Raw genomic sequence first — 26,535 nt, 5'->3', positions numbered from 1 at the left:
AAAGTGCGGATCATTTGATCCGCACTTTTTTTTAGGTAATACTAATATGTTGTTAATGGTCGCTCTAATAGTTGAATGTTACTTTGTAGACGTTCTCTAACAATGTTCATCATTCTTTTGTTTAATGCAGAAGAGTTTTCGATATATATTAGATATTCATCTACTGTATACTGTCCTATAATCATTCCTTTAAGACTATTTCTGAATTTCATATCCTTTTGGATAGCATTATCAATATATAGAATACGCTTTTCTAAAGATAATTCATAAAAAGTGTTTTTTCTTTTTTTAATATAATTTCGAAACACTTCAATTAACAATTCGTTTTGCAATTTGATAATTGGTCTAATTGTTTTGTTCTGAAACTGCTCATCGTTAGACATGTTTTCAGAAACTTTTGCATTTAAAATTTGCGGGCGTATTGCCAACAAATTAGATTCCCTGTTTTCCATAATAAAGAGTGTTTACTAAAAATACAGAATTGTTTCATGCAAAATTAAGCGAGGGTAGTAGAGTTTTAAACCAGTTATAAACATTTTTAAATATATAATCTAAATTTGATACTGTTTAAAAACAAATAAGGCTTCCATAAAGGAAGCCTTATTTATGCTGTTTTATTTTTTAAGGAACTCTGTTTTGGATTTTATATCTATAGGAGTAATTTCATTTTTCTCCAGATATTTTACAAGCTTAGAGACTTTCTTATCTTTTATTTTTTGAAAATCTATTTTAGCTTTTTCTAATTTTTCATTCAGTACCTTTTGATTATTTAGTTGACCAGCTGATGGTTTTTCAAAATTGTTAGTTACCGAATTATATAAATTAGAAATCTTTTCTCTTAGTTCAGGCTCTGCTTCTTGAACATAATTATCTCCAGTAGTTATAACAAGAGATTCTTTTAATGAAGTTAGTTCTTTAATAACAGGTGTAGCTATTTTTGGAGATTTTTCTTCAATTGAGTTTGCTTTTTTCACGGTTTGATCAATCTGATGCACTAAATATGCTAAATCTTCTATAGCGGTATATAGTTCCTGAGAAGTCTTACGTTGTAGTTTTCTTTCTTCATTAGTTACTTCAGAATTTTCATCTTGCTTAACTTCTATGCTATGCTCATAAGTGTCTTTTCCTTTTGTAAGTACTACTTTATATTTACCTGCGGCAACTCTCGGTGCCGAACCTATTGAAAAAGTCTTTCCTGAGGCTGATTTAGGAGCAATGCTTCTGTAATTCCAGCGAACAATATTAATCCCTTTAGCTTTTCCAGGAGATAAATCAGTGATTTTATTTCCGTTTAAGTCTTGGATTTCCATCTTCATTTTTCCAAAAGTATGCCTCTTTTTAAGGTAGTACATCATTTTTAGATTAGTGCTAGGGTTTTGTCCTACAAACTGAGTTTCTGTACTTCCACCTCCGAAACCACTATTTTCTTTGATAATACCTGGTTTTGTTGTGAAGAAATGTACGTTTTTGGATAATACATCTTGATTAATTTGACGTAAAGAAGAAATATCATCTAATATGATTATTCCTCTTCCGTGTGTACCTAATACAAGATCATTGGTTTGTTTCTGTAAATCTATAAAATGTACTGCCGTTGCTGGCATATTATTAGTAAATCTGGACCAATTTTTACCACCATTGATAGTGACGAATAGCCCAAATTCTGTTCCTAGAAATAGTAAATCTTCTTGCTCGTAATCTTCTTGTATATTTCTTGCAAAACCTACTATATCATCTGTTGTGATGGATTTCCAAGTTTTTCCATAATCAGATGTCTTATATACATAGGTATTCATGTCTCCAGATGTATGTCCGTCAAAAACAGCGTAAGCGGTACCTGCATTGTGAACACTTGCTTCTATGTGATATACCCAGGTATTGGTAGGTAGATCAGGAATGTTACCAACTGTATTTATCCAATTTTTTCCTCCATCTTTAGTGACTTGTACATTTCCGTCATCAGTACCCACCCAAATAACGTTTTCATTTACAGGAGATTCTGCGATGGTGAAAATAGTTGTATGTGTTTCTGCACCGGATTTATCTTTAGAAAGGCCTCCTGATTCTTTATCTTGTTTACTAGGGTCATTAGTTGTTAAGTCAGGAGATATTTTTATCCAATTATCACCCATATCTTCAGATTTATGAAGGTATTGACTTCCCATGTAAAATCGATCAGGTTTGTGAGAGCTAATAGCCATTGGAGCATTCCAGTTAAAACGAAGTTCTTCATCGCCATCTGGTATAGGCTCTACGTTTTTAGTAGTGTTTTTTTCTGTATTTATACGCCATACATTTTGAGCCCCTTGCATTTCAGAATATATTATAGGTTTTGTAGGGTGTTTTAGTACTCTAAACCCATCTCCATAACCAATTCTTTTCCAATCTCTAGCTTCTATTCCTCCTGGAGAAGAAGATGGTCCATACCAGGAACCGTTATCTTGTAGTCCTCCATAAATGTTATAAGGTTCTTCGTTGTCTACACTAATTTGATAGAATTGAGATACTGGAAGATTCTCTACTATTTCCATGGTAGCACCACCATCCCAACTTCGGTATACTCCTCCATCTGTTCCTGCATACATTCGATCACTATCATTGATGTCAAAAAGAATATCATGGATGTCGGCGTGCATATTCCCTAAGTTTTTGAAAGTTTTTCCACCATCTTTGGAAATGGCTCCAAGAAATCCTCCTTTTACGATAGTTTCGGGGTTTTTAGGATCAACGACCAATCTAGAAAAGTAGAATGGTCTTACTACTAATTCGAAATCATTATTTAATTGTTCCCAATTTTTCCCTGCATCATCTGATCTATACAATCCTTTGCTTTTATCATCTTCACTTTCGATAGCTGCATATAAAATTTTAGAGTTTGATGGAGCAATAGCAATCCCAATTCTTCCTAAATTTCCTTCAGGGAAACCGGAATGAATTTTATTCCAATTCTTACCGCCATCTGTAGATTTATAGAGAGCACTATTCGCACCACCAGAATTGAAAGACCACCCCGTTCTTCTAAACTCCCACATGGAAGCATATAGTGTATTAGTGTCGTTTGGATCCATTAGGAGGTCAGAAATACCTGTAGACGTATTGGTATAGAGTATTTTTTTCCAGGTATCACCTCCATCGATAGTTTTGTATACACCACGCACATCACTATCACCCCATAATGCACCTAATACCCCAACATATACTTCTTTAGAGTTTTTTGGATTTATAACAATGCTACTAATCCGTTCAGATTTTTCAAAACCTATTTTCTTCCAACTATCACCTCCATTAGAGGTTTTATATAGGCCATCTCCTATAGAAACACTGTTTCTTGTCCATATTTCACCAGTTCCCACCCATATTGTTTTGTCTGGATCATTAGGGTCTACCGCCACCGCACCAATTGATTGTGCATGTTCATCAAAAATTGGAGCAAATGTAGCTCCACCATTTGAGGTTCTCCAAACTCCACCACCAGCTGTTCCAGCATAGATTACTCTATCGTTAGTAGGGTGTGCTTCTAAGTCAATGATTCTTCCACTCATCAAAGCGGGGCCTATATGACGTGCTTTGATGTCACCAAAAAGTTCTTTTCCGTTTAATGATATTTCTTGTGCCTGAATACCCATTTGTATGCATAGCAGGCAGCATAATATTTTAAAATATTGTTGCATGATTAGTTGTTTGTGTGATTAAAAAAGCCTCAAACTTTAGTGAGGCTTTTTTTGTGAAATTATATTTTTATTTTTCTTCAGGAAAAGCAAATAAGCTAGCTTCTATTTCTGGATTTAATACGATTTCTTTTATTTCAATAGGTTGAGGACCTTGAGACATTGCAAATGGAAAGTAAAGACCATCTACTTCTTGGTAATCACTCATGGTAATTGTCGTTTTATTCTCACCTTGAGTTGTTTCTATCATAATAGGTACATAATTCTCAGTTTCGAAGTAATAGTAGCTAATACTAGGTGATTCAACTCCATTTAATGATACAGGCTCCATGGTTAACTGTACTTTAAAAGTTTCCGCACCTTCTTTAGTTTCTTTTCCTAAGTATTCCACAGTGTATCCTTTTTCTTTGTAATCTATAAAAGGATTAGGAAAATCATTAGTGGATAGTTTCATGTTATCCGTGGTTTCTTTATCACTTTTTTCTGCTTTCATTGTCATGAAGTTCGTAGACCACATTGTTTCCCCGTCAAAAGCAAATTGAGTTATTACTTTTCCTTGTAAATCAATAATTACTGCCTGCTCACCTTTGTTTCCAGAATATATTGTGACAGGGATTACCATTCCTCCTTGATTTACCTGAGCTACCATTTTAGTACCGGTAAGTTTTTTCCAGTTCTCTTTACCTCCAGTGTTTTCTAAATAAGTATCAATAATTTCATCCGCTGTTTGTGCTTGGGTTGGAGCTACAATTGCTATAATTAAAGCTACGATTAACGATTTTAAAGTGTTCATTGTCAAATTTTTTATTGTTGTTACTGTAAAGTTAGTCATTCGAATCATATTTTTGTTACACTATTTATGGTAATCTTTTTAAATAAAAACTATGAAATTTGGTAAAGTTGAACATCCTGAAAGTGTAAATTTTGTGTTACCTGAAGATCATAATGATACTTCTAGAGTTTTAAAAAAAGAAAGTAAGAAAGATTTGTCCGTCTATGTAGGATGTGCTAAATGGAATAAGCAAGATTTAAAGGGGTTTTACCCAAGAGGGACTAAGGATGAGCTGCATTATTATTCTAGACAGTTCAATTCTATAGAACTAAATGCTACTTTTTATAGAATTTTTTCTGAAGATCAATTCAAGAAATGGTATGATAAAACACCAGATGGTTTTAAGTTTTTCCCTAAGCTTGTTCAGAATATATCACATCTTAAAAGATTAAATGACGATGTACAACCATATGTAGATCAATACCTAACAAGTGCTATACATCTAAAGGAAAAATTAGGAACCATTTTTTTGCAGATGCATAGTAATTTTGCACCTAAGTATTTTGAAAGAGTAGAGAGTTTTGTGGCAAAATGGCCTAAAGAATTACGTTTGGCAATAGAGTTTAGACATACAGATTGGTTCAATGATACAGTGGTTGCTAATGAGTTGTATGATTTATTAGAAAAAAATAATATAGCTAATATTATTACAGATTCTGCAGGAAGAAGAGATCTGTTACATATGAGGCTTACTAATAAAGAAGCTTTTGTAAGGTATGTTGGTGCTAATCACGAAACAGATTATACTAGATTAGGTGATTGGGTGAGTAGATTAAAATCCTGGAAAGATCAAGGTATAGAAGATGTTCATTTTTTTGTTCATCAGAACATAGAAAAAGAATCTCCATTATTATCCAAGTATTTTATAGAATTATTAAATAAGGAGTTAGGAATAAAGCTTAGTTTGCCTAATCATTCAACGGATGGAACAACCTTATTTTAGTTGAGTTTTTCTAAAAATAGGGCTTAACCTTTCTCATTATATAAGTAATCAGTAAATAATAGTGTTAAAGTTTTAAAATAACTTGCACTTAATCTTGTTTATGTGTATTTTGCCGATGTTTTTAAAATATACTGTTCAGATTCCCGAAGATTAATTTAAAAACTGGCTTACTTTGAATTTGTATTAACAAGCCAAAATAAATACATATGATTAAACAACTACACTTCGCTTTATTATTTGTTTTTACATTGCTAATCTCTTCATTACAAGCTCAAGGAGAGGTTGTTAGAGAGGAGATTACTCCGTTTAGTCATGATGTAATGTTTTTAGAGTTATCAACAGAATTCGAAACTAAAGATTTTAAAGAAAAGAGCGTTTTTTCTTACATTTCAAATTTAGAAGTAGATTCTCACGATCATTCTGAACATAATGAGCAACATTCTCACGTACATTCTGAAAGCATTTCACTTATAGATATCATTTCTTCAGATGAAGGAGCAGACTTTAACTGTTCAGGAGGTTTTTGTATGGATAAATCTCATTTTCATAAAAGAGGTTTGACTCTTAAAAAGCAGTTGTTTGATTATTTCATGAAAATTTCCTGCTAGTATTCTGATAATTTCTGTTATGTATTGGCCTAATTAGTTGGGCAATGAATATATTCATCTATTTTTGTACTCTAAAACAAAATAAGGATGACATTTTCAGAATTAGGTGTTCCTAAAGATCTAAATAAAGGTCTTAAAGAAATGGGAATTACTATTCCTACCAAAATTCAAGAACAAACACTACCTGTTCTTATCAATAATCAAGTAGACTTTATCGGTAAAGCTCAAACAGGCACCGGTAAAACAGCGGCTTTTGGTATTCCTTTATTAACGGCTATTGATCCTAGTAAAAAAGAGGTACAAGCATTAATTTTAGCACCTACAAGAGAGCTTGGGCAACAAATAGCAAAACAGCTTTTCAAGTTTACTAAATATACAGATAAGATTTTTACGGAGTCTGTTTATGGGGGAGAAAAGATTGAAATACAGCTTTCCAGATTAAAAAGGCCTACTCATATCATTGTTGCAACTCCCGGAAGACTTATTGATTTGATGGAAAGAAAAGCAGTGGATATTTCCAAAATTAAAACTGTAGTAATGGATGAGGCGGATGAGATGTTAAGTATGGGGTTCAAAAAAGACCTTACCACTATACTAAGTAAAACTAAAGGACATAGAAATGTATGGCTTTTTTCTGCTACGATACCTTCCGCTCTTAATGAAATTATTAATTCTTATGTAAGCAAAAATGCAGTAAGAGTGTCTGTAGATAAAAATGATACCGTTAATAAGGGTATTGAACATCATTTTGTTGTTGGAGAAGAAGTAAATAAGCTAGATACACTTACTCATTTCCTGAAATCTCAAAAAAAACAAAGAGGTATTATTTTTACTAAAACTAAAGTAGCAGCACGCAAGTTGTCTAAACAACTTATTGCTAAAAACTACGAAGTAGGTTTGCTAGAAGGTGATATGACGCAAAAGGATAGAGATAAGGTAATGCGTGCTTTTAAGAAGGGCACTATGGAATTATTAGTGTCTACGGATGTAGCAGCTAGAGGAATCGATGTGGCTAATCTGGCATTTGTGGTTCACTACCAGTTACCTGATCAAATTGAGTATTATACACATAGAAGTGGTAGAACTGCTAGAGCAGGAAAAACAGGGGTTTCTTTAGCACTTATAGTTAAGCAGGAATTAAAAGTAATTAGAGATCTAGAAAAACAGCTTGGAATACGATTTACGCAAATTAGATAATCTAAACGAGTTAATTTTTTTTCTTTAATTATTCTAGTTCAATTCTAGATGCTATTAAGTATTCCGATCAAGTAGTATAATAGAATCAGATACTACCTGAAAACAGGGGGTGCATTTTACCTAAAAACGAGGTAAACAAACTTGTAATTTTATAATATCTTTGATTCAAATAAAGTATTGTAATCTAATTTTTACTCGAAATATTAATAATATTTGGGAAATATTGAATTTTATTCTGAGCTAATGGATAATTTTTTGCTAATTATTAGGTTATTTATTTACTTTACGGAAAACCAACTTCATGCAAATATTAGACTTCACATTATCACCAAAGGTGGATAATGCAATTCATATAGCACAATCAATTGCTAAAGAGTATCATAATGATGAGTATAATGCTGCTCATTTACTAAAAGCTCTTTTGCATAAGGATGTAGGGCTAAAGGGATTTTTTGACCAAATTGATGGCGATATTTATTATTATGAAGAATGGTCAGAAGTTAGGATTGAAGCTTTACCAAGAGTTGTTAATATTCCTGATACGGTTAGTGGAGATAAATCCATTGAAGCAGTATTTAATGAAGCAGATACAATTAAACTTAAGTTGGGTCAGGATGAAATCACTCCACATGCTGTTTTAATTGCTTTATGCACACCAGGTGTTGGGTTTTCTTATGAACAATTAAAAACATTACCTCTTAAAGCAGATGAGGTGTTAATTGCCGCAACACAAGGGAAATCCAGTTCAGGAAAGGCTACTACCAAAAGTGGAGAGAAAAGTATCACAGGACAAAAAAGTGATTCTGGAATTTTAGAAGAATACTGTTTCGATAAAACTTTTGCAGCCAAAAATAAACAGTTAGATGATGTTTTTGGTAGAGATGCAGAAGTAAAAATGATTACAGAAATATTAGGTAGACATTCTAAACCTAATGTTTTAATTACAGGAGAACCAGGTGTAGGAAAAACAGTTCTTCTAGATGGTTTTTCTGAGGCTGTAATAAATGGTAATGTGCCAGAGTCCTTGAAAAATGCCCAGATATACGAATTGGATTTTGTGAATCTAGTTTCTGGAGCAAGTTATAAAAGTGAAGTAGAAGATCGTTTTAAAAAGATTCTAACTGCTCTAAAAGAATTTGAAAAACCTATTTTATTGATAGATGAAATCAATAATCTTACCGATAAAAACAGTGGTAATCAAGGCTTGGTCAATATTTTGAAATCAGAGCTGGCTAAAGGTGAAGTTACTTTTATAGCTACAGCAACAAACGATGCATATAGAAAACATGTAGAAACAGACGAAGGACTTATAAGAAGATTTGAAATAGTTGCCTTGGATGAACCATCAGAAGAGGATACGCTTACTATGATTTCTAATACCATTGATAAATATAAAGAACACCATAGTTTAGATATTATTGACGAAACAATTGCAGAAGCAATAAGACTTTCTAAACGTTTTAATAAGGATAGAAGTCTTCCGGATGCGGCTATAGATCTTATAGATAGAACAATGTCTGCTTCTAGATATATGATAGAAACTACCGCTAATAATGTTGAAGCATTATTAAAAGATTTAAAAGAAATTGGAGAAAAAGAATCAGAAGAATCTGAAAAATTTACTTCAGTAAGTTGGATGTATAACAATCTTAAAAGTAAGTTCAGCTATCTTTTGTTTACTGAATTAGGTGAAGATGAAATGGTTTTAGGAGAAGAAACTTTTGATAATTATAAAACAAAAATTGTAACAATTCTAGATCATTTTTTTAAGAAAGCTTCTGAAGAAAAAACCTTTATTGATAAAAATGATGTTTCTGCTACAATTGCCAATAAGACGGGTATTCCGGTAGGAAAGCTTCAAGCGGATGAAAAAGAAAGATTATTGAATATGGAAGATCACCTTAAGAAGAGGGTGATTGGTCAAGATCATGCAATTAAGACGATTTCAGAAGCCGTATTAGAATCTAGATCTGGACTTAGTAAACCAGGTTTACCAACAGGGTCATTCTTTTTTACTGGACCTACAGGTACTGGAAAAACTGAATTAGCAAAATCTTTAGCAGAGTTCTTGTTCCAGACAGAAGATGCAATTATTAGATTCGATATGTCAGAATTTAAAGAAGAACATTCTGCTGCGCTCTTGTATGGAGCACCTCCGGGATATGTTGGATATGAAGAAGGTGGATTGTTGGTTAATAAAATAAGACAAAAACCATATTCGATTGTACTTTTTGATGAAATTGAAAAAGCGCACCCATCAGTATTTGATATATTTCTTCAGATTTTAGATGAAGGAAAATTAAATGATAGACTAGGGAAAACTGGGGACTTCTCTAATGCAGTTGTTTTGTTTACTTCCAATATCGGAAGTGAGCATGTTGTAAAGTCATTTACAGATGGTGAGATTCCAAAATCTTCAGATCTATTAGAGCTTATGTCTAGGAATTTTAGACCAGAGTTTTTAGGAAGATTAACAGAAATAGTTCCGTTTGCTCCAATAACAAAGGAGAATGTCGTTAAGATTTTTAATATTCAATTAAAGGACTTACATAAAGCTTTAAATAAGCAAGAAGTAACTTTAGAGTTGACTGAAGCTGCTCAGGAGTACCTTGCTTATAAGGGATTTACCCCCAAATATGGAGCAAGACCATTACGAGGAGTAATTAGAACGGATCTTAGAGGTCCTTTGTCTAAAATGTTGATTACTGGAAAGATAGGTAAAGGAAGTAAGGTGAGTCTAGACATAAAAGATGAAAAAATGGAGTGGTCATATGAATAAAGGCCATATCCTGCGATAAAATTAGTATATTTATAATTCACAATCATTATTAAGAGAAGAAAGTATGAGCAACAACACATATGGATTAGGAGGAACAGAAGTTAAAACCGATGCTAGTGAGGCTATATTGGAAATCGGACAGAACAAAACACTTCTTGTTCAGAAATTAACTCAAGATCAGCCGATTAAGCCACAAATAGTTAATGGTTTGACTTCTATTGATCATGTATTTGAAAATTATAAACCCGAAGTGGAAGTGGAATTTGAGGATGCGGATGGAGTAGAGAGCAAAGAAACTTTGAAATTTAGCCATCTAGGTAATTTTGGAAAAAAAGGGATTATAAATCAAAGTAAGTTTTTAAATGATTTAGATACTGAGAAAGATCAGTACCTAAAAGTTGTAAAACAACTTAAATCCAATAAGATCTTAAAAACTGCTTTAGCAGATCCGGATGCTAAAGAAGCATTAATAAGATCTATTCAATCATTATTAGCAGAATTACAACAAGGTTAAAAGATAAAGATACAGAATACATGGCAGCAGGAAAACAAGCTCAAGAGAGTATTAAAATAGAAAATCCAGCAAAGGAATTAAAAATAAACGAAGAAAAATTAGCCAAATATGGTGGTTTTGATCTTTTAGAAGCGTGTATAGATGACGTTCAGAATATGAATCCTGATCGTAAAGCACGTAAAAAGATTTTTCTTACGGAATCAACTAAAAAATTAGAAAGAGCTAAACTCCAGAAGACATTAGAAATTTGGAGTGATGTTTTGTCATCTTCTGATGATCTTTCTGAAATGGTAGATGAATCTGAGAAACGTTCTGCAATTGCAGGTAAATCTTTAGAAAAAAACTTAGGAGCCGCACTGGAACAAACCAGAGAATTAGAGCAATCCTATAGATCAGTAGCGTTATTCTTTAAGAATACAGAATCACAAAAGGTTAAGAATATTAATATCATGAATGCTGAACTTGAGCAGTTAAAGGATTTGGATAATACCAGATTTATTGATGCAGTTCAAGAAGAGTTAGTACAAGGATATGATCGTCTGGATTTAAGAGATAATTATGGTATTTTAGTGATACCTGGATATCTTGGTTCTAACAAAGTAGTGGAGAAGTGGGCTAAAATAGCTCACGAAAATAAAGTAATGATGATTACGGATTTCGAACATCTTGATGAACCAGATGATGTTATGGAAATGTTTGAAGCTGCTAATCTTACAGGAGGTGATAAATACAGATCCAATGTAATGATGGCTTGTAACTGGTTAGTTGGAAGAGGGAAGCATGATGAAGTTGGAGAAGAAGATGATCTTTTTGTGCCGCCATCTAGTGCATTAGCAGGACAAGTATATAGAACATTAATGTCTCAGGTTGCTGCTGGTAAGAAACATGGTGGAATTAATGAAGTTGATGGAGTTCGTTTTGATTTAAAGAAAAGTGAAATTGCACAGCTAGAAAAGCTTGGATTGGTACCTATGGTTAATGAGTATGGAAAAGTAATGGCTTTCTCTGCAAAAACTCTATTTAATGGAGATAATCTAGGTTTACAGACATATTCTGTAGTTAGAGTATTTGATTATGTAACTAAAGTACTGATGGACTTCTTAAACAGAAGAGCCTTCGAAAACTTTAATGCTAGAACTCGTAAAGAGTTAATGGGGCAAATAGTTAAATTTCTAGATGAAATAACTGGACCAGATCAATTAATTGAAGATTTTTCGATCAAACGTTTTGAGCAAGATCCGAATCAAAAAGATAGAGTATACCTTGATATACATATGAAACCTTATTTTCCAGCTAAGAATTTTATGATTAAAATGGATGGTCAGAAAGGCGATGATGGAACGGAATGGGATTCTGATTATGAGCAGCAGTAGATAAATTAGAATTAAATAATAGTTATATATTATAAATAAAGCGGGTGTTATTTTTTAACACTCGTTTTATTATTTAATCCTTTCCTCACCTTAGAAATAGCGGTTAACAGTTTATCAAAATTAACAGGTTTAGAAAAATATTTATCAAAACCAATCTTAATGAATTTCTGAGCATCACCAGGCATTGCATAAGCGGTTACAGCGTATATAGGAATAGTTTTTAACCTATCTAGTTGTTTAAAGCGCTTAAGTAGTTCACACCCATCCATTTGGTTTAAACCAAGATTTATATCTACCAATATTAAATCAAGAGTCGATTCTTTTACCATTTTTAAGGCAACAGGTCCATTTTCCGCAATCATGATATTAGATGAATTTTTAGATAACATCTTATTCATGACCATGGCATTTATCTTATTATCTTCTACGTAAAGTATATTCATATATTCTTGGGGATTGTAATGATAAATTTGGTTCCTTGATTCAATTTACTAATAACTTCTATTTTTCCACCAAGGATTTCAATATATCTTTTGGATAAACTTAAACCGATTCCAGTACCTTCATATTTACGACTAAGTCCTATACTTTCTTGTATAAAAGGATCAAATATTTTCTTAAGATTATCCTTTCCGATTCCAATTCCTGAATCTTTTATTAAAATTTGGATGTTGTGTTTTTTAGCTTTAACCTTAATAATTACTTTTCCTTTGTTTGTGTATTTAATTGAATTGTGGATAATATTATTTATGGCTGTATGAAAAATGTCTTCATCAATCTTAGCAGAAGGACAGCTTTCATCCAATTTCAAAATATACTTTAAATTTTTAGAATTTGCAAAATGACGATATTCTCGATAAGAAGTTTCTACAGTGTAGTTAATATCTGCTTCAACATAATTAAGGTTTTTTTGAATGGTCTCGATTTCACTATAATGTGATAAGTTATTGATAGTAGCAAGGAGCCGTTCTTTGCTTTCATTTAAGTATTCAGCTAATTTTTCACGATCATTGGGGTTCTCTTCTCCTAGTAATAATAGGTTGCTGATAGTAATAATGCCATTTAGAGGAGTTCTAATCTCGTGACTGAAATTGGATAAGATATTAGATTTTAGATTGCTTAATTCTTGTTCTTTTAGATGGGCTTCTTTTATAGCTAGTTCGGCGGTTTTTTGTTCTGTGATATCATGAAAACTTACTAATACAGAATTGATTTTGTTTTCTTCATCCTTAATTGGAGTGTATTTTGATTCTAACCATTGTACAGAACCTTTATATGTAATCCTTTCGATTTCTTTTTTTACCGTATTTCCTTTTAACGCTTCATTGAATTCATGAGCAAAATTATTTCTAAAATTTACAGGCATTACATCTATAAAAAGAGTAGATGTTATAGAAGGATCTACATTAAAATCTCTTTTTATAATTTTTAAAGAGTTCTCATCGGCCATTAAGATTTCTCCAGCGGTGTTTAATAAAACGGTATAAGCAAAACCATTATTAATCATAGCTAATAACCTATTGTGACTTTCTGCTATAATATGCTCGTTTAATTTTCTTTGGTTTACATCAATGAGATTACCAATCATTCTGGTAGTCCGGTTGTTTTTATCTTTTCTACGATATCCGTGGATTTCGTAATATCGGTAAACACCTTCTTTGTTTTTTAATCTATAATGATTGAAGTAGTGATTGCCATCTTTTTTAAGCCCTTCTATATGTCGCTTAAGGGCAGGTTCTGTATCTTCTGGATGGACTAATTCTTTTATTAAATTTGTTGATATAAAATCTTTATCCAAAGGTAGTCCGAGCATTTTTTTAAAATCAGCACTATAGTATGTGGCATCTATATCAAAATGATGATCAAATAATCCAGAACGAATCCCTTTGAGCGCTAGGTGTTTGGTTTCTTCGTTGTATTTTAATTTTTCTAGATAATTATGCCGTTCCGTAATATCAGCAAAACTTCCATTAATAAAAATCACTTTATCATTATGAATAATAGGTTCTCCTAAAACTCTAATCCATTTTTCAGTACCTTTTTCTGTGATTATTTTTTCCGTATAATCAGTAGATTTTTTATTGATTAAATCTTCAAGAAGCTTCCATATTTTTGGTCTTGATTCTGGACGATAATAGCTTATCGCTTTTTCCATGGTCATCGGAGTACCTGGTTCTAACTCATGAAGATTATAACATTCTTTAGAAAAAAACATTTCTTCACTAATAGGGTTGTAATACCAGGCTCCTGTTTTGGTAAGTTTAGATAATGCAATTAAAGAATGATGTTCTTTATTTTCTTCGGTAATGTCAATTCCCGAAGCATAAATGAGATCATTAGACAGTATGAAATCAAATTTTAGGGTAAGTATTCCGGTGTTAGGCGCTGGTGAAAACCGAAAAGTGTAATTTTGCGGAGATTGAAGAGAACAGCATTTAGATAAAATTTCTTCAAATTCATTTTCTTCTTTATCAATAATAAAATCGAGAATAGATTTCCCAATTATTTGATCATTAGGTAATTGAAATAAGGTTTCACTTCGTTTATTAGCATAATGTACTTTTCCTTCTTTATCCAAAACAATAAGATAAAGCATGGTTTTTTCTGTTAAAGTGACAAACTCTTGCCCTGTATATGCCATATAAGTTAGGTGATTAGCTTTTTAAAGTTACAAAAATGATTGATATAAAGAAATATTGGTTTTATAATTTGTAATAGTGCTATGCCTTTTAACAATTGTTAGACTCGTTACTATTAGGAAACAGAATTATTAATTCGTCTTTTTTTTAATCTAAAAATCAAAATAATTATTCCTAAAGCAATAAAAATATATAAGCCATATGATTGTAAAAAAGAAGAGCTTTTGGTAGTGAGTAGGATAGGGGTTTCCTTGTTATACAATATTTTGATGTGATCCCCTTCTTTATCAATAGCTCCGATAAAAGGTATGTGGATTAATTGTATAGTGCTAGTAAGGCTATCTCCTTCTAATGTTTTATAATCTACCGTAGCAGTGACAGAAGATCTACGTCTTCTAATCTTAAAATTGATTTCTTTTATAACTGCTTCAGTTTCTATGTATACATCGGGAACATCCTGAGCGATTAGAGAAAAAGAAAAGTAAAATAAAAATAAGGGTATGCTATAGATCTTAGGGTTCCTCATTGTTGGTTAATTAGAACCTCAATATACCAAATCATTAGAAATTTCTGAATTTTAACTTTTTAATCTTCGTTAATCCCAATCGTAACAACCTAAATAATTTAATCCATTATATTTTTTTGAAGAGTCATTTATTTCCAACCTTGTATCTGTATAATAAAACATAGCATTTGCTTTTTCAATATTACTTTTTAAACAGAGTTTAATTAATTTTTCAACTAATTCGGGATCAGGTAATTCATCCAAAGCTAGTTCTAAAGAATCATCGTCTTCATCAAAATAAATACCTATAAAATCCTCATTATATATTTCTTTGTTAATATCCTTTGCAAATCCACATATTTCAAAATCTTCTCCTTCTTTACTTTCTTGAAAACCAGTTACATCAAAATATTTGTAAAAATCGTCTTCTTTTATATTTGTAAGCCCTATCCAAACATGTATTTTAGACATTCTATCCATAATATTTGATCATTTTTTTCTTCTTGCATACTAACCTGCAGAACATCGTTTTAGAAAATCAGTAAAGTTATCAGCTAATAGCCATAGATTTTGGAATTTAGCTTCTTCAGGCATTTCTTGACCTGTGTCATCTAAGTAATCATCTTCATCCCATTCTGATTCATGATCCCAAAAATAAATTTTACCGTAGTTCTCTTTATCAAGCAGTATACCAATAAGATTACCCAAACCATCAGTTAAAATTGGTAAAAATAAATTAGGACTTCTATCTAGGTAAGTATTAAAATTATCTAAAATATCATAAATTCTTTTTTCATGAATACCAAAAAACACACTTATACTAGAAGCATAGAATTTAAAATTAGGGATGCCTGTTTTTTCGGGGTGAATATATTCGGAATCTTCTTTTATTGGTTTGAACCCTATATTATTTTCAAAACTTCCCATCCCAAAATTTAATAGAAAATCAGTATAATCATTTGGTAATTTAGCCCCAATGGTAACTCCTATATTATCTATTTCTATTTTCGTTAAGTTTCCAGTTGGGTTATCATTGATTGGAATAAACTTTCCTAACCTTTTAATTTCTTCTTTATATGACATATTTATCTAAAAAAAACTTTATACACTGAATGTTTTATATAGTCAATGAAACTGGTTTGTAATTTTTATAATGCTTTTTTTGGATTTCATTTGAATTTTAACTCATAACTTTTATATCAACTTACATTGATATTTATAAAGAAACATTTTCCCATTTCTCTTTATATGAAGAATATCTTTTTTTAGAATCGATTAGCCATTTATCACTTTTTTTGACAACTACATATTTATGTTTTTTTTCCATTGGTTTAGTTCTTGTGGTTGAAACAATCACCCTATTATTTTTCTCTTCTTCTATGTTTATTATTTCTTCATCTTCAAAGTCATAAACATAAGAACCTTCTTCTCCATATGTTACTGTATTAGGACTTCCATTTTTACGATCTTTATCTGTGCAATAATTTTGAAAAAGTTCAATAAGTTTCTGTTTCTGTTTTATAGCTTCTTCATTAAAAGGAATTGATTCATCCTCTTCTAACTCTAAACAATATTTTTCCCAATCATTCATATCTCGAATGAAATCGATGATTAATTTATCTATTATATTTTTATCTTCTAAAGTCATAATTAATGATGATTATTAAATCTTTGTGTTAATCTTGTACCGTCAGGGGCAGTTGCGGTATACCTAACTCTTGTAGGACGTGTTCCTCCATTTCCATAACTGAACTGAATATCAATATCTGCACTGCCGTGAGTTCTGACCAAATCCGTAACTTCTCCCTCAAATTGAGCAAAAGCACCTCTATTAACGTGGAAATCTTGAGGAAATACATTTTTCTTCCCTCCGGATCCTCCAAGTTGCTTACCAATCATATGACCAGCATCATCGTCTACATTACCTAAACTTCTGGCATATCTTCTAGAGGAGGCATTGGTATTAGTTCCGGTTCCTAAATCAGCTTGAGTAACAGTTGCATTAGCAGTTAAGACTTCTCCGTTAGGTCCAACAGTTTTAGCAGGGATTATAGCTAATCCTAATATATCAACAAAAGAATTAGAATCATGAACATAACTATACATCTTACTACCCCCCTCTAAACCAATCGGATCTTGACTTATATAAGTTCCACTATTCGCAGAATAATACCTAAATCTATTATAATACAGTCCAGTTTCAGCATCTTCATACTGTCCTTGATATCTAAAAGGTATGAACGTTTTATCTCCTTCAATACTACGAACATTTCCGTAAATATCCAACTCACAATCCCATACTTTTTTACCTTGTTCATCATAGGCTTGCACAGGTGTTCCTAAATAATCACAAGCAATACTGTAGCGTTTATTTCCTACTAGTTTAGCTGCAGGCACAAAACTATTAGATTCAAACAGCCAGGTAGTTAATGCGCTCTCGATTTCGCTTGAGGTAGTATTATTAGCTTGAATTGTTGGTGTGGGTTCTGTTTCATCACTTTTTACTTCACCAAAAGCATCTACATAGAGAGCGGGTCGATCTTTTAGGTCGTATGTCCATTCGTGTAAGGGGACATTTCCATCCCAGATGAATCGAGTAACTAATCCCCTCTGTCCGCCTGAAGCGGATATCTCCCCTTTGGAAGGGGAGAAGCGGTTATTGCTTTCAACAATTTTTGCTGTTCTGCGACCTAAAGCATCATATTCAAAAGTAATCTGCTTCTTTTTGGGTGTAGTTACCTTTTTTAGCATTCCGTTACCGAACCATTCGTAGGTCCATTCACCAATATCTTTTGGGCTATCTGCTACAGATACAAACTTGGTGATTAGATTTCCTTCTGCATCATAGGTATATGCTGCTTTATCATCTTTTTTTAATTTACCACCAGTATCATAAGTTCTATCTTTTCTGCTTTTAGTTTTAAAAAGGTTACCCACAGCATCTGGCATTTTATAGAGGGTCTCCCAACCGTTATTATAGGTAGCGGACTGTAGATTACCAGTTTCATCATAGGTGAATCCTGTTTTTTTACCTTTTACCTCATCTACTTTACTAATTAGTTCATCATTTTTACCCCATCGATACGACATTTTTCTGCCTTCGATATTTTTGGATTGTATGTGATGTTGGGTAACTCGCCCAAATTGATCTCGTTTGGTGGTCATATCAATACCACCGCTAACCATACGACGGATTTCTAATCCCATCGCATCACGCTCAAAATTGGCTTCCCAACCATCGGTAGCTGTGCGAATCAGATCCCCTGATTTGGTAAAATCATGAGTAATGTCTGCTCCTAGAGAACTCTGTATCTGTGTACGATTACCACTTCGATCATAGATGCTCTCTACAGTATAATCATTCTGCATTTCTTCGGTTACTCGGCCTTTATCATAGGATAGTTTTACGGTATTAAAAGCGTTTGTCGCTTCTATCAATTTACCATCACCATCATAAGTAAAGTATTCTCCTGTACCATCATAGTGATCTGCTGTTAGGATGTTGCCATTCCCATTATACATATAACGTGTCCATCGCTCATCAGGGCGTAATACTTTAACCACTCTACCAGCTCGATCTCTGATATAACGTCGTTGTAATCCATCAAATCCCCACTCACCAATGATTTGCCCCATAGGATCTAGCGTAAACCGATAGACCTCATTCTCTTCATTAATAATAGATTGTAGTTGTTCTTCTGTATTATATTGGAATTCAATCGTTTTTCCGTTTTCTGTTCGAGATTTTAAATTCCCTAATCCCCAATATGTAAAGTTTACCTGTCTTTTATTGTCTTTAGCTTCAATTACATTGCCAGATGCATCATACTTAAAATGATGTACATTACCATCGGGTTCTACGAGTTTGGTAACATTACCCATAGGATCATATTGATATGTGGTGGTGCTTCCTTTGATACCAATATGTTTGGTAACCTGTCCTAGTTCATCATACATCCATTGTACTGAACGACCATCATGCAATGATATTCGTTCTAAAGTTTCTTGTATGCCCCAATCCATTGTAGTGATAAGTCCTTCCTGATCTTTGATACTTTTTAATCGTTTCCCTTCATAGATATATGCTGCAGTCGTGCCATCTGTATAACGACGACGAATCAATTTACCTTCTTCATCATATTTCCACTCTGCTGTAGCTCCTCCAGGACTTCGATAGGATTTGATTTTATTGTCTTCGGTATATTCTAGTAAAGTTGTATCTCCGTTAGGATTAAGGATCGATATTAGATTTCCCGAGCGATCATATTCATATTTGGTAGTATATCCCAGAGGATCTGTTACCATCATCAAATCCTGAAAATCATTATATTCTTGATAGGTTTCCCCTTGTTTAGCATCTGTGATTCTATAGATCAGATTTTTTTCATCATAATAATAGGTGGTAGCGTGACCTAGTGAATTGGTGGATATGGTTTTTCCTTTTTCATATTGTGTCCAATATTCCAAAATTCCATCATCTCCCCATGTATGAATACATTTTGCTTTATCCGCTTTACCTTCATATTCCCAATAGAAATTAAGACCACTCTGATTGGTAAGTCTTACTAATAAATGACCTTCATAATAAAAATGCTTAGATACATCATTGGCATCTGTTACTTTGATTAAATTGTCATTATGGTCTACTTCATATCGAATTAAGTAGTTTTTTTTGTTTTTATTTCCTGTCCATACTCCTGTAATTCTTTGTTGATCATTACTTTCTACAGTAATAATACGACCAACACTGTCTATGATTTGCTTCAAAACACCTGTATTGGTATACTGAAACTGTATCTGATATCCTAGATCATTGGTTATTTTTTCTATGGGATGAAATCTATCTCCATTACCAAAAGTGGCAAAATGATAGGTGAGTCCATCTGCATCACGATATGCATATCCTTCTTCATTCCGGATCCATGTTATTTTTTCACGTCTGTGATAAAAACGATCTCCTGGTTGGAGTGGAGGTACTACAATTTCTCTACTATCGGGTAAGAGAATGGTTATAAAATCATTGTCCATTTCCCAATACCCAATGTAATAACTATGATGCCAATTACTACCGATAGGACTTTCTACCTCGCCATCACTATGATAGATACGATTCCATTCAATAGGAATAGGTCCTGGAAGTGAAAAATCCGTATTCTCTGCAAATACGCGACCGGTTGCTGCATCTACAGGTTCTCCAAACATTTTACATTTAAAAGGTTGTAAACGAGCAGCTTTGGATGGGTTTTTTGGAGCTAAATCATCGATGTATTTCTGGAATTTATCACCTCCTTTTTTCCAAAGTTTCCCTAACCCTTTTAATCCTAAATTAATAGCGAGCGCGAACAAATCTATAGTTGGTGGACCTCCTACTAATACTGGTTTTCCTCCAGGAATGACGGTCAGTAAACTAGATGTTGGTGCCATCAAACTTACTTTTGGCTTTGCTTTTTTAGGTCGGAAAGGTGCTGGTATTCCTACTAAATTACAAGATAAAGCTGGTAAAAACTGAGCAGAGAATGGTGAACCATCTGCTAATACTGTGGCACTTCCCATAAACATCTCTGAGGATGCCATAGGACTTACAGAAGGTAATGCGTGTAATATAATTCCTGGTAAGTGTTGTATACTGATTCCGGCATTGGCTATAAATTTATTATTGACCAATACACTGGGTTTTAATGCTTGTACGATTGCTACGGCAACAGAGCTTACACTTACAGGTTGTGGTATAGGTTCTCCGGCGTCATCTACTTGTGGTTCTGGAGGTGGTGGAACTACTGTGCTAATAGCCGCAAAAAGAGCTCCTAGAATATCAAAAACCATCCCTACATGTGGCACCGCCATCACAGGAGATGGAGGAAACATAGTAGGGTGCATATCGATACCAATAGCGATATCTTGAAATTTTCCTGCTGGTTGCCCTGGAATTGATGGTAATACACTTGCTAAGCTAGCTTGAAAATTATCTAATTTTGATTTTCCTTCACCAAGCATTCCTAGGAACCCACCGGATTCACTAGCTTCTTTACCACCTCTACTTGCTGTATTTGCTGTATTTCCTACGCCCATTCTAACAATTTATTGAAGTTTAACCAGTTTCTTTTATTCATATATTTCATATCGATTGTCTCCGTACCTTTTAATAAGTCTCTCCAATCGTCTCCTATTTGTTCCTCGAATCGCTGCTCTAAGGATAGGATAATTTCTTCTTTGCTATCATTATCATTGGCTATCTGATAAGCTATCGCGGCACTATATAAAAAGGTAGATCCACGTCTTACCTCTAATGGTAAATTAGTTCCTGCCTGAAGCGAATAGATCGCTGCCTCCCACGCGGGATCTAGATTTTTACTTTGAAAATAAATAAAGGCTTTCATCCTGTAGCCTTCCATAGCATAGAATGCATCTCCTTGTGTTACTGCTTTATCAGCTACATCTTGATAACAAGATAAAGCAATGTCTTTTTTCTTTTTAGCCAATACTAATGCGGCTTTTAGTAAAGTGGAGGATCGCCAGATAGGATATGCTTCTTTTTCTTCTTCGGTTTCTGCTTCTGTCATGTCTATCGCTTGATTCACATGATCTAACGCTTCTTCATCTTCCTTTTGGCTAAAAAATGCAATAGCGGATACCAGATGCGCAGTTGCTTTACTGGTAAGCATATCGAGTTGGTATCCTAGCTTTATCAGAATTTCAGTCTCATCCTGTACAGATAATTCTTTGTCTATCGTAGCTTCCATTACGGTACGTACTTGTTTCTGAAAACGTACACTAGGTGTATGAGGACGACTCTCATCACTATCTTGATTCATAGCATTTTTCATAGCAGCAGCCATGTTGAGATCTACTGATAGTTCCTGAACGATGGCAGTTTTATGATGTGCTAGTTTATCAAATTGACGTTTTCCTGTAGGATCAATAGTTGCGAATCGAATATCAGATGGTAATTCTTTCTGTAATTGTTCACTAAACCACTGCTGGAATCCAGGTTCATGAAGTCCAGGAGGAAAGTACAGGATAAAATTTTCTTCTTTATAAGGTAAAATATTTTTTAATCGTTGCAATTCTATAAGTACACTATTAAAAGTAGGAGGTAAGCTGGTGTCTACCGCATAGGAATCATCCAGGTATCCGTCTTTTTTCAAGGCACCTATCAAATCATATTCACTTTGTTCTGGAATTGTAAACCAGCCAAGGAATTCTTCCCAAACTTCTTTTTCGAAGGTTTCCTCGTTAGAAAATAAGGTTTGGATTCTAAAAAATATTGAATCAAAGATTCCGATAGGGGAAGCTTCTATTTCCATAAATTTATCCAAAATATCAATATCCAGATAGTCGGCAACCCATATCATCATATTCCATTTACGATGTTCAATGGTTCCCCAACTATTTCGAATCTTATAGAATTCGTGCGCTATGGATATATCTTCAGCCATTATAAAATATTATGAGTTAAGTTTAACAATTGCACCATTAATCAATGTATTGGCTTTAGAATTTGTAGTTAGTGATGTAGCATTAATTTTAGTTTCCTTTCCATTAATACTCACCTCAGCAGAATCACTTACTATAGAGTCTGGTAACACAGCCATATTAGAATCTCCTGTTTGCGCAACAAAAACTTCTTCTGATATCGCTTTTGTGTTTTTAGAATGAAATTCGATATCATCTCCTACCAGTGCAATGTATTTAGAGCTCAATATTATTTTTTCTTCACTACTTAGCGTAATTGTTTTCTCTGCAGTATTGTAGTGTAAGCTATTACCAGCTGCATCGGTAATTGTAATCGTTTCTTCTCCTACTTTATCATTAAGTACGATGCTATGTCCACTTCTACTTTGGATTGCTTTGATATCGTTTTTGTCACTTTTCCAATTTCCGGCATTACTTCCTCCTGTATAAAATGCGCCCATTACATAAGGTCGTTCTGCATTTCCTCCTTCAAAACCTACGATGACTTCTTCATCTTTTTCTGGGGTAAATTGAAGTCCTTTTCCACCTCCTGCATGCGGAGTTAATACACGTAACCAAGGTGTCATTTCTCCACTAGCTTTTTGCCAAGGGAATTGAACTTTTATTCTACTGATACCTTCAGGATCCGCATTATCCATTACAGTTGCTACCTGTGATTCACTTTTAGGGAAAGCCATCATATTAGTGTTAGGATACACATCTAAATCGGCTGTAACTCCAACAAAACGATTTTGATATTTTCCATTTTCTGTAGATGTATGCGAAACACTTATTATTCTAAAACTTCCGTAATCTGTGTTTTCTCCTTTTATTTTCACTACTTGTCCCAAGTTTACTCCTGGATTATCGCTTACCCCATGAATCTGAACTTGCCTTATTTCTGTAGCTTTTTTTTGTTGCTCAACGTGTTTGTCTAGTCTCTTTTTTAATTGAGGATCATAATAAGAGTTTACGTAGACGCTAGTTTCTTTAGCAAATATAGTTTCGCTTTTCTGGCTAGTAAATCCATTAAAACCATTAACACCAGAATTTACCTCAGCCGTTGTCATCTCATGTTGTTCATCTGTTAGATAATCATTGGTGAAATACTTAAAGTTATTAGGAGTAGGGTTAAGGTTTAAAGAAAACTCTTGTAAATCATGGCCATAATTTAATTCTGTAGTTTCTTTATCTTCTGGTTTCCCAAATACAAGTTTACTTCCATCATAGAAGAACCATTCGCTATATTGTGCGGCCAATCTACTGGCATATTCAAAAGCACTTTCATTGTGTTGTACACTATAATGAAGACTTTCTGAATTCTGCGGACTAAAATTGGTTTCGAGTTTGGACTGATCATATCCTTGAAAGGTTTTATCTAATATCTCTGATAATCCTACATCATTGTGTGAGTCATAATGAGGACCATCATCAGTAATGATAGTACAGCTATGTGCTTTTATGGAAACCATATCACCACTTTGTTGATGAAACCCTTTCGTATTATTAACGGAAGTTACGATACTTTTAAACTCTAGTTCTTTGTAACCATTAGTTGCATCTAGAGAAGATACTTTTACGGTGAGAATCTCGCCTAAGTAGTTTTTGCTTTCTGATGCAATTTCTCCGGATGTATTTTCTAATACATCCATTCTGCATACCAATTCAAGTACGTGATGAGCATCGATTTCCTGATGAAGCATTAATCTTTTATAGGCTGTTATTGGAGATCCTCCTATAAATATTTGTGTGTTTGATTGCAGAGCCATGATTTCGTGTGTTTTCAGTTTTTATAGAATACGTACTAATGAAATTCTATATGTAATCGTATTTTTATGTAACTATATCTTAGTGTACTATTAGAAAGCATAGTTAACTTTCTAAACAATTCGAACGATTTGGGGGAGAGTTCTGATATATAAATTGTTTATAAAATAACAAAAATAGTACCGAATTAATGTCTACATAAAAATACTCAATTTTTTAAAGTCGTTATAGTTAACATAGTTTTTTTTACCGTTTCCTACATAAAAAAGGGTTGATTTCCCCCTCAATTAATGTGTTATCAAACTTATATACAGAAACTGATATAATTGTTACCTAAATATTAAAAAAAGTTTTGCATCGGTACGGTAACAATTTGTATTTGGTAGGTATAATTTTGTATTGAACATCTGGTAAGTTGTATGGATATTCTTGGATCCATATGTTTTTCAAACTCTTTGTTGTAGTCTATTTTTTTTTAACGTGTAGTAAGCTTCGTTAAAAAAAATATAAGCTTATCGCTTCCTATAGATCATTCTATAATTTTTGTGATTGTTTTATCTTTTTTTTGTTGAGAATAAAGAATATAATAAAAAAGAAAATATATTTCATAGTAATTACTTAAGAAAACCATTTACAAATAAAAGGATTAAACCAATTAGTAAGAGCATAAAAATTAAACCGTATTTACTTATTTTGTTTGGTAAATCACTTTTAGATAATTTATCAACCAATGTATCGCTAATTACAAATTCGTTATCACTTTTTTTAATAATCAATTCATTCTTTTTGTTGTATTTAGCCGTGCCAACTAACACATATTCTCGATCATCTTGCAGTAATAAGTTTTCTGTGTGCATAGAGCCTGATATCTTTTTATCAGCCTGATTCACATTTAGAAGAAATATTGAAATGCCTTTAGCTTTTACTTTAATCCTATCTGTGTGATCTTCTATATAAAAATCATTACAAGCCGTATCAGAAGATATTGTCTCCCATTTTATATGCCTATCACGCTCTTTTGATTCTGATATTCCTCTATCTATAGAACTGACACTTTTTTTTCTTGAAGAATTAAAACGCATAATAGAATAGCTGTATCCTATGCATTCTGATCTCGTCATCGGAGAAGTCATTGTATTGATTTGTTTTAGTTTTCCTTTTATTTCAACAAATCCAGTTGATATATCTTTGATATCTGAGATTATTGGCTTTATTCTGTTTTTCCTTTTTTTCCGCTTTTGAGATTCTCCTATAATTATTATGATTGCGAGAAATAAGAAAAATAATATTGCAAGAAAGTCCACTTATTATAATTTAAAAAATTTAATATTTATCCATCAGTTTACGAAAATCTGGAAACCATTTAGGTAACTTAAGGTCAAATGCATAATATATTCCATAGATTACAAAATAAAAAGGAATTAAACCTAATACTATCAATAGTACATTTAAATGGGTGGAATCATTGGATACTGTTTTTGAGGTTCTCTCATTATAGCGAATTTCATAGGGTTGCTCTGTGTCTGGAGGTGTCCTAGAAGTTATACTTAGTTTTTTTGTAATAAAATCTGCGGATGTTTTAGGTTTAAACTTTACGGTTATTTGTTGTATTGTTAAAGGTGATTTACCGCTTCTTCGCTTCTGTTCATAACTATCCACTTCTACAATGGTAGCCTGATACTTATCCATGGTCATTTTTTGGTACAAACCTTCTACGGATGGACCAAAAAGAAAAACGCATAAATAGCATAGAACGGTATAGCTACTATATATAATACCAAAAAGAAAGCATCCTGATTTTTTTGATTTGCCTCCTTCATTACCTTGTAAGCGTTTTTTTATGTGGTAAGAAATCCAAAAGGTGATTCCAAGAACAATGAGATTGTGATATGGTTGCATTTTATCTGTTTTGGACAATTTTGTAAATCTTTGATATGACTAACAAAAAAATATTTAACTAGTTAAATCACCTCTAGTTTAGCATCTGGTTTTGGGCGGTGTAAAAGAAAAGGGTAAAAAGTCATGGAATAAAAATCCTTACCTTCTTTTATATATCTAGACCATAAAACTGATTCTCCTTGATATTTAGGACCTATTTGCTCCAAGGCAACCATTTTTCCATTGCCATAAAAAACTAATCTAAAAATTTCTATTGGCATCATTTTAAAGTCTTTATGTTTATAGTCTTCAATGTAATAATCCCAATTTTCTTTGCTGTCAGCCTCTAAATGATAAAATTGCTGTGCAACTCTTTTTTC

Annotated in this window: 20 protein-coding genes and 1 pseudogene; 6 read left to right on the top strand and 15 right to left on the bottom strand. The window is 32.9% G+C overall.

Going from position 1 to position 26,535, the window contains the following annotated elements; genetic code table 11:
- Window positions 1–41: 41 nt before the first annotated feature.
- The 3 genes from Q0975_RS26815 to Q0975_RS26805 all read right to left on the bottom strand — a co-directional run bounded on the left by Q0975_RS26815 (window position 42) and on the right by Q0975_RS26805 (window position 4,461).
- Window positions 42–452, bottom strand: coding sequence for a glyoxalase (locus Q0975_RS26815; RefSeq protein ID WP_299443520.1), 411 nt, complete (start codon window positions 450–452; stop codon window positions 42–44).
- Window positions 453–614: 162 nt separating this feature from the next.
- The gene (locus tag Q0975_RS26810) at window positions 615–3,671 is read right to left on the bottom strand and encodes a hypothetical protein (protein WP_299443517.1); all 3,057 of its coding nucleotides are present in this window, start codon (window positions 3,669–3,671) and stop codon (window positions 615–617) included.
- A 67-nt stretch (window positions 3,672–3,738) separates the two neighbouring features.
- A complete protein-coding gene (locus tag Q0975_RS26805; RefSeq protein ID WP_299443514.1) occupies window positions 3,739–4,461 on the bottom strand; it encodes an outer membrane lipoprotein-sorting protein in 723 nt (240 codons plus the stop codon).
- 91 nt (window positions 4,462–4,552) lie between these two features.
- Between Q0975_RS26805 and Q0975_RS26800 the strand changes: the two genes are divergently transcribed.
- The 6 genes from Q0975_RS26800 to Q0975_RS26775 all read left to right on the top strand — a co-directional run bounded on the left by Q0975_RS26800 (window position 4,553) and on the right by Q0975_RS26775 (window position 11,914).
- On the top strand, window positions 4,553–5,443 hold the full coding sequence (locus Q0975_RS26800; RefSeq protein ID WP_299443510.1) for a DUF72 domain-containing protein: 891 nt from the start codon (window positions 4,553–4,555) through the stop codon (window positions 5,441–5,443).
- A gap of 206 nt (window positions 5,444–5,649) precedes the next feature.
- On the top strand, window positions 5,650–6,051 hold the full coding sequence (locus Q0975_RS26795; protein WP_299443507.1) for a hypothetical protein: 402 nt from the start codon (window positions 5,650–5,652) through the stop codon (window positions 6,049–6,051).
- An 87-nt stretch (window positions 6,052–6,138) separates the two neighbouring features.
- Entirely contained in the window at window positions 6,139–7,248 is a 1,110-nt protein-coding gene (locus Q0975_RS26790; RefSeq protein ID WP_299443504.1) for a DEAD/DEAH box helicase, read from the top strand.
- Between the two features lie 301 nt (window positions 7,249–7,549).
- Window positions 7,550–10,027, top strand: a complete 2,478-nt coding sequence (locus Q0975_RS26785; RefSeq protein WP_299443502.1) for an ATP-dependent Clp protease ATP-binding subunit — start codon at window positions 7,550–7,552, stop codon at window positions 10,025–10,027.
- A 64-nt stretch (window positions 10,028–10,091) separates the two neighbouring features.
- A complete protein-coding gene (locus tag Q0975_RS26780) occupies window positions 10,092–10,541 on the top strand; it encodes a hypothetical protein (protein ID WP_299443499.1) in 450 nt (149 codons plus the stop codon).
- 20 nt (window positions 10,542–10,561) lie between these two features.
- Window positions 10,562–11,914 (top strand): DUF5458 family protein, encoded by a 1,353-nt coding sequence (locus Q0975_RS26775; RefSeq protein WP_299443496.1) that lies wholly within the window; start codon window positions 10,562–10,564, stop codon window positions 11,912–11,914.
- Between the two features lie 47 nt (window positions 11,915–11,961).
- Here the strand turns inward: Q0975_RS26775 and Q0975_RS26770 are convergent, their stop codons facing one another.
- From Q0975_RS26770 to Q0975_RS26715, 12 genes and pseudogenes are all read right to left on the bottom strand, one after another.
- Window positions 11,962–12,357, bottom strand: a complete 396-nt coding sequence (locus Q0975_RS26770; RefSeq protein ID WP_299443493.1) for a response regulator — start codon at window positions 12,355–12,357, stop codon at window positions 11,962–11,964.
- A complete protein-coding gene (locus Q0975_RS26765) occupies window positions 12,354–14,555 on the bottom strand; it encodes a PAS domain S-box protein (RefSeq protein ID WP_299443490.1) in 2,202 nt (733 codons plus the stop codon). Before Q0975_RS26765 ends, Q0975_RS26770 begins: the two co-directional genes overlap by 4 nt.
- Window positions 14,556–14,668: 113 nt before the next feature.
- Window positions 14,669–15,079 carry a hypothetical protein gene (locus tag Q0975_RS26760; RefSeq protein WP_299443487.1) on the bottom strand — a complete coding sequence of 137 codons (411 nt, stop codon included), beginning with the start codon at window positions 15,077–15,079 and terminating at the stop codon, window positions 14,669–14,671.
- A 69-nt stretch (window positions 15,080–15,148) separates the two neighbouring features.
- A complete protein-coding gene (locus tag Q0975_RS26755) occupies window positions 15,149–15,529 on the bottom strand; it encodes an immunity 22 family protein (RefSeq protein WP_299443484.1) in 381 nt (126 codons plus the stop codon).
- Window positions 15,530–15,568: 39 nt separating this feature from the next.
- Window positions 15,569–16,141: an SMI1/KNR4 family protein gene (locus tag Q0975_RS26750; protein ID WP_299443481.1), complete on the bottom strand. Its 573-nt coding sequence runs from the start codon at window positions 16,139–16,141 to the stop codon at window positions 15,569–15,571.
- Between the two features lie 133 nt (window positions 16,142–16,274).
- Complete coding sequence (locus Q0975_RS26745) at window positions 16,275–16,706, bottom strand: NTF2 fold immunity protein (RefSeq protein WP_299443478.1); 432 nt, start codon at window positions 16,704–16,706, stop codon at window positions 16,275–16,277.
- 2 nt (window positions 16,707–16,708) lie between these two features.
- Entirely contained in the window at window positions 16,709–21,127 is a 4,419-nt protein-coding gene (locus tag Q0975_RS26740) for an RHS repeat-associated core domain-containing protein (RefSeq protein ID WP_299443475.1), read from the bottom strand.
- Entirely contained in the window at window positions 21,118–22,494 is a 1,377-nt protein-coding gene (locus tag Q0975_RS26735; RefSeq protein ID WP_299443472.1) for a hypothetical protein, read from the bottom strand. Before Q0975_RS26735 ends, Q0975_RS26740 begins: the two co-directional genes overlap by 10 nt.
- A gap of 9 nt (window positions 22,495–22,503) precedes the next feature.
- Window positions 22,504–24,279 carry a phage baseplate assembly protein V gene (locus Q0975_RS26730; RefSeq protein WP_299443469.1) on the bottom strand — a complete coding sequence of 592 codons (1,776 nt, stop codon included), beginning with the start codon at window positions 24,277–24,279 and terminating at the stop codon, window positions 22,504–22,506.
- Window positions 24,280–24,891: 612 nt separating this feature from the next.
- Window positions 24,892–25,581 carry a GIDE domain-containing protein gene (locus Q0975_RS26725; RefSeq protein ID WP_299443466.1) on the bottom strand — a complete coding sequence of 230 codons (690 nt, stop codon included), beginning with the start codon at window positions 25,579–25,581 and terminating at the stop codon, window positions 24,892–24,894.
- 19 nt (window positions 25,582–25,600) lie between these two features.
- Entirely contained in the window at window positions 25,601–26,176 is a 576-nt protein-coding gene (locus tag Q0975_RS26720; RefSeq protein ID WP_299443463.1) for a hypothetical protein, read from the bottom strand.
- Between the two features lie 62 nt (window positions 26,177–26,238).
- Window positions 26,239–26,535 (bottom strand): annotated as a pseudogene (locus Q0975_RS26715) (hypothetical protein); the annotation flags it as partial.

It is taken from the genome of uncultured Aquimarina sp., assembly GCF_947500065.1.
Lineage (GTDB): Bacteria > Bacteroidota > Bacteroidia > Flavobacteriales > Flavobacteriaceae > Aquimarina.
Note: the sequence above shows the minus strand (reverse complement) of the source record. Positions and strands in the feature narration are given on the sequence as shown.

Excerpts from the sequence above, each read along its gene's own strand:
- Q0975_RS26815 (WP_299443520.1), bottom strand. The coding sequence starts at position 452 with ATGGAAAACAGGGAATCTAATTTGTTGGCAATACGCCCGCAAATTTTA.
- Q0975_RS26810 (WP_299443517.1), bottom strand. The coding sequence starts at position 3,671 with ATGCAACAATATTTTAAAATATTATGCTGCCTGCTATGCATACAAATG.
- Q0975_RS26805 (WP_299443514.1), bottom strand. The coding sequence starts at position 4,461 with ATGAACACTTTAAAATCGTTAATCGTAGCTTTAATTATAGCAATTGTA.
- Q0975_RS26800 (WP_299443510.1), top strand. The coding sequence starts at position 4,553 with ATGAAATTTGGTAAAGTTGAACATCCTGAAAGTGTAAATTTTGTGTTA.
- Q0975_RS26795 (WP_299443507.1), top strand. The coding sequence starts at position 5,650 with ATGATTAAACAACTACACTTCGCTTTATTATTTGTTTTTACATTGCTA.
- Q0975_RS26790 (WP_299443504.1), top strand. The coding sequence starts at position 6,139 with ATGACATTTTCAGAATTAGGTGTTCCTAAAGATCTAAATAAAGGTCTT.
- Q0975_RS26785 (WP_299443502.1), top strand. The coding sequence starts at position 7,550 with ATGCAAATATTAGACTTCACATTATCACCAAAGGTGGATAATGCAATT.
- Q0975_RS26780 (WP_299443499.1), top strand. The coding sequence starts at position 10,092 with ATGAGCAACAACACATATGGATTAGGAGGAACAGAAGTTAAAACCGAT.
- Q0975_RS26775 (WP_299443496.1), top strand. The coding sequence starts at position 10,562 with ATGGCAGCAGGAAAACAAGCTCAAGAGAGTATTAAAATAGAAAATCCA.
- Q0975_RS26770 (WP_299443493.1), bottom strand. The coding sequence starts at position 12,357 with ATGAATATACTTTACGTAGAAGATAATAAGATAAATGCCATGGTCATG.
- Q0975_RS26765 (WP_299443490.1), bottom strand. The coding sequence starts at position 14,555 with ATGGCATATACAGGGCAAGAGTTTGTCACTTTAACAGAAAAAACCATG.
- Q0975_RS26760 (WP_299443487.1), bottom strand. The coding sequence starts at position 15,079 with ATGAGGAACCCTAAGATCTATAGCATACCCTTATTTTTATTTTACTTT.
- Q0975_RS26755 (WP_299443484.1), bottom strand. The coding sequence starts at position 15,529 with ATGTCTAAAATACATGTTTGGATAGGGCTTACAAATATAAAAGAAGAC.
- Q0975_RS26750 (WP_299443481.1), bottom strand. The coding sequence starts at position 16,141 with ATGTCATATAAAGAAGAAATTAAAAGGTTAGGAAAGTTTATTCCAATC.
- Q0975_RS26745 (WP_299443478.1), bottom strand. The coding sequence starts at position 16,706 with ATGACTTTAGAAGATAAAAATATAATAGATAAATTAATCATCGATTTC.
- Q0975_RS26740 (WP_299443475.1), bottom strand. The coding sequence starts at position 21,127 with ATGGGCGTAGGAAATACAGCAAATACAGCAAGTAGAGGTGGTAAAGAA.
- Q0975_RS26735 (WP_299443472.1), bottom strand. The coding sequence starts at position 22,494 with ATGGCTGAAGATATATCCATAGCGCACGAATTCTATAAGATTCGAAAT.
- Q0975_RS26730 (WP_299443469.1), bottom strand. The coding sequence starts at position 24,279 with ATGGCTCTGCAATCAAACACACAAATATTTATAGGAGGATCTCCAATA.
- Q0975_RS26720 (WP_299443463.1), bottom strand. The coding sequence starts at position 26,176 with ATGCAACCATATCACAATCTCATTGTTCTTGGAATCACCTTTTGGATT.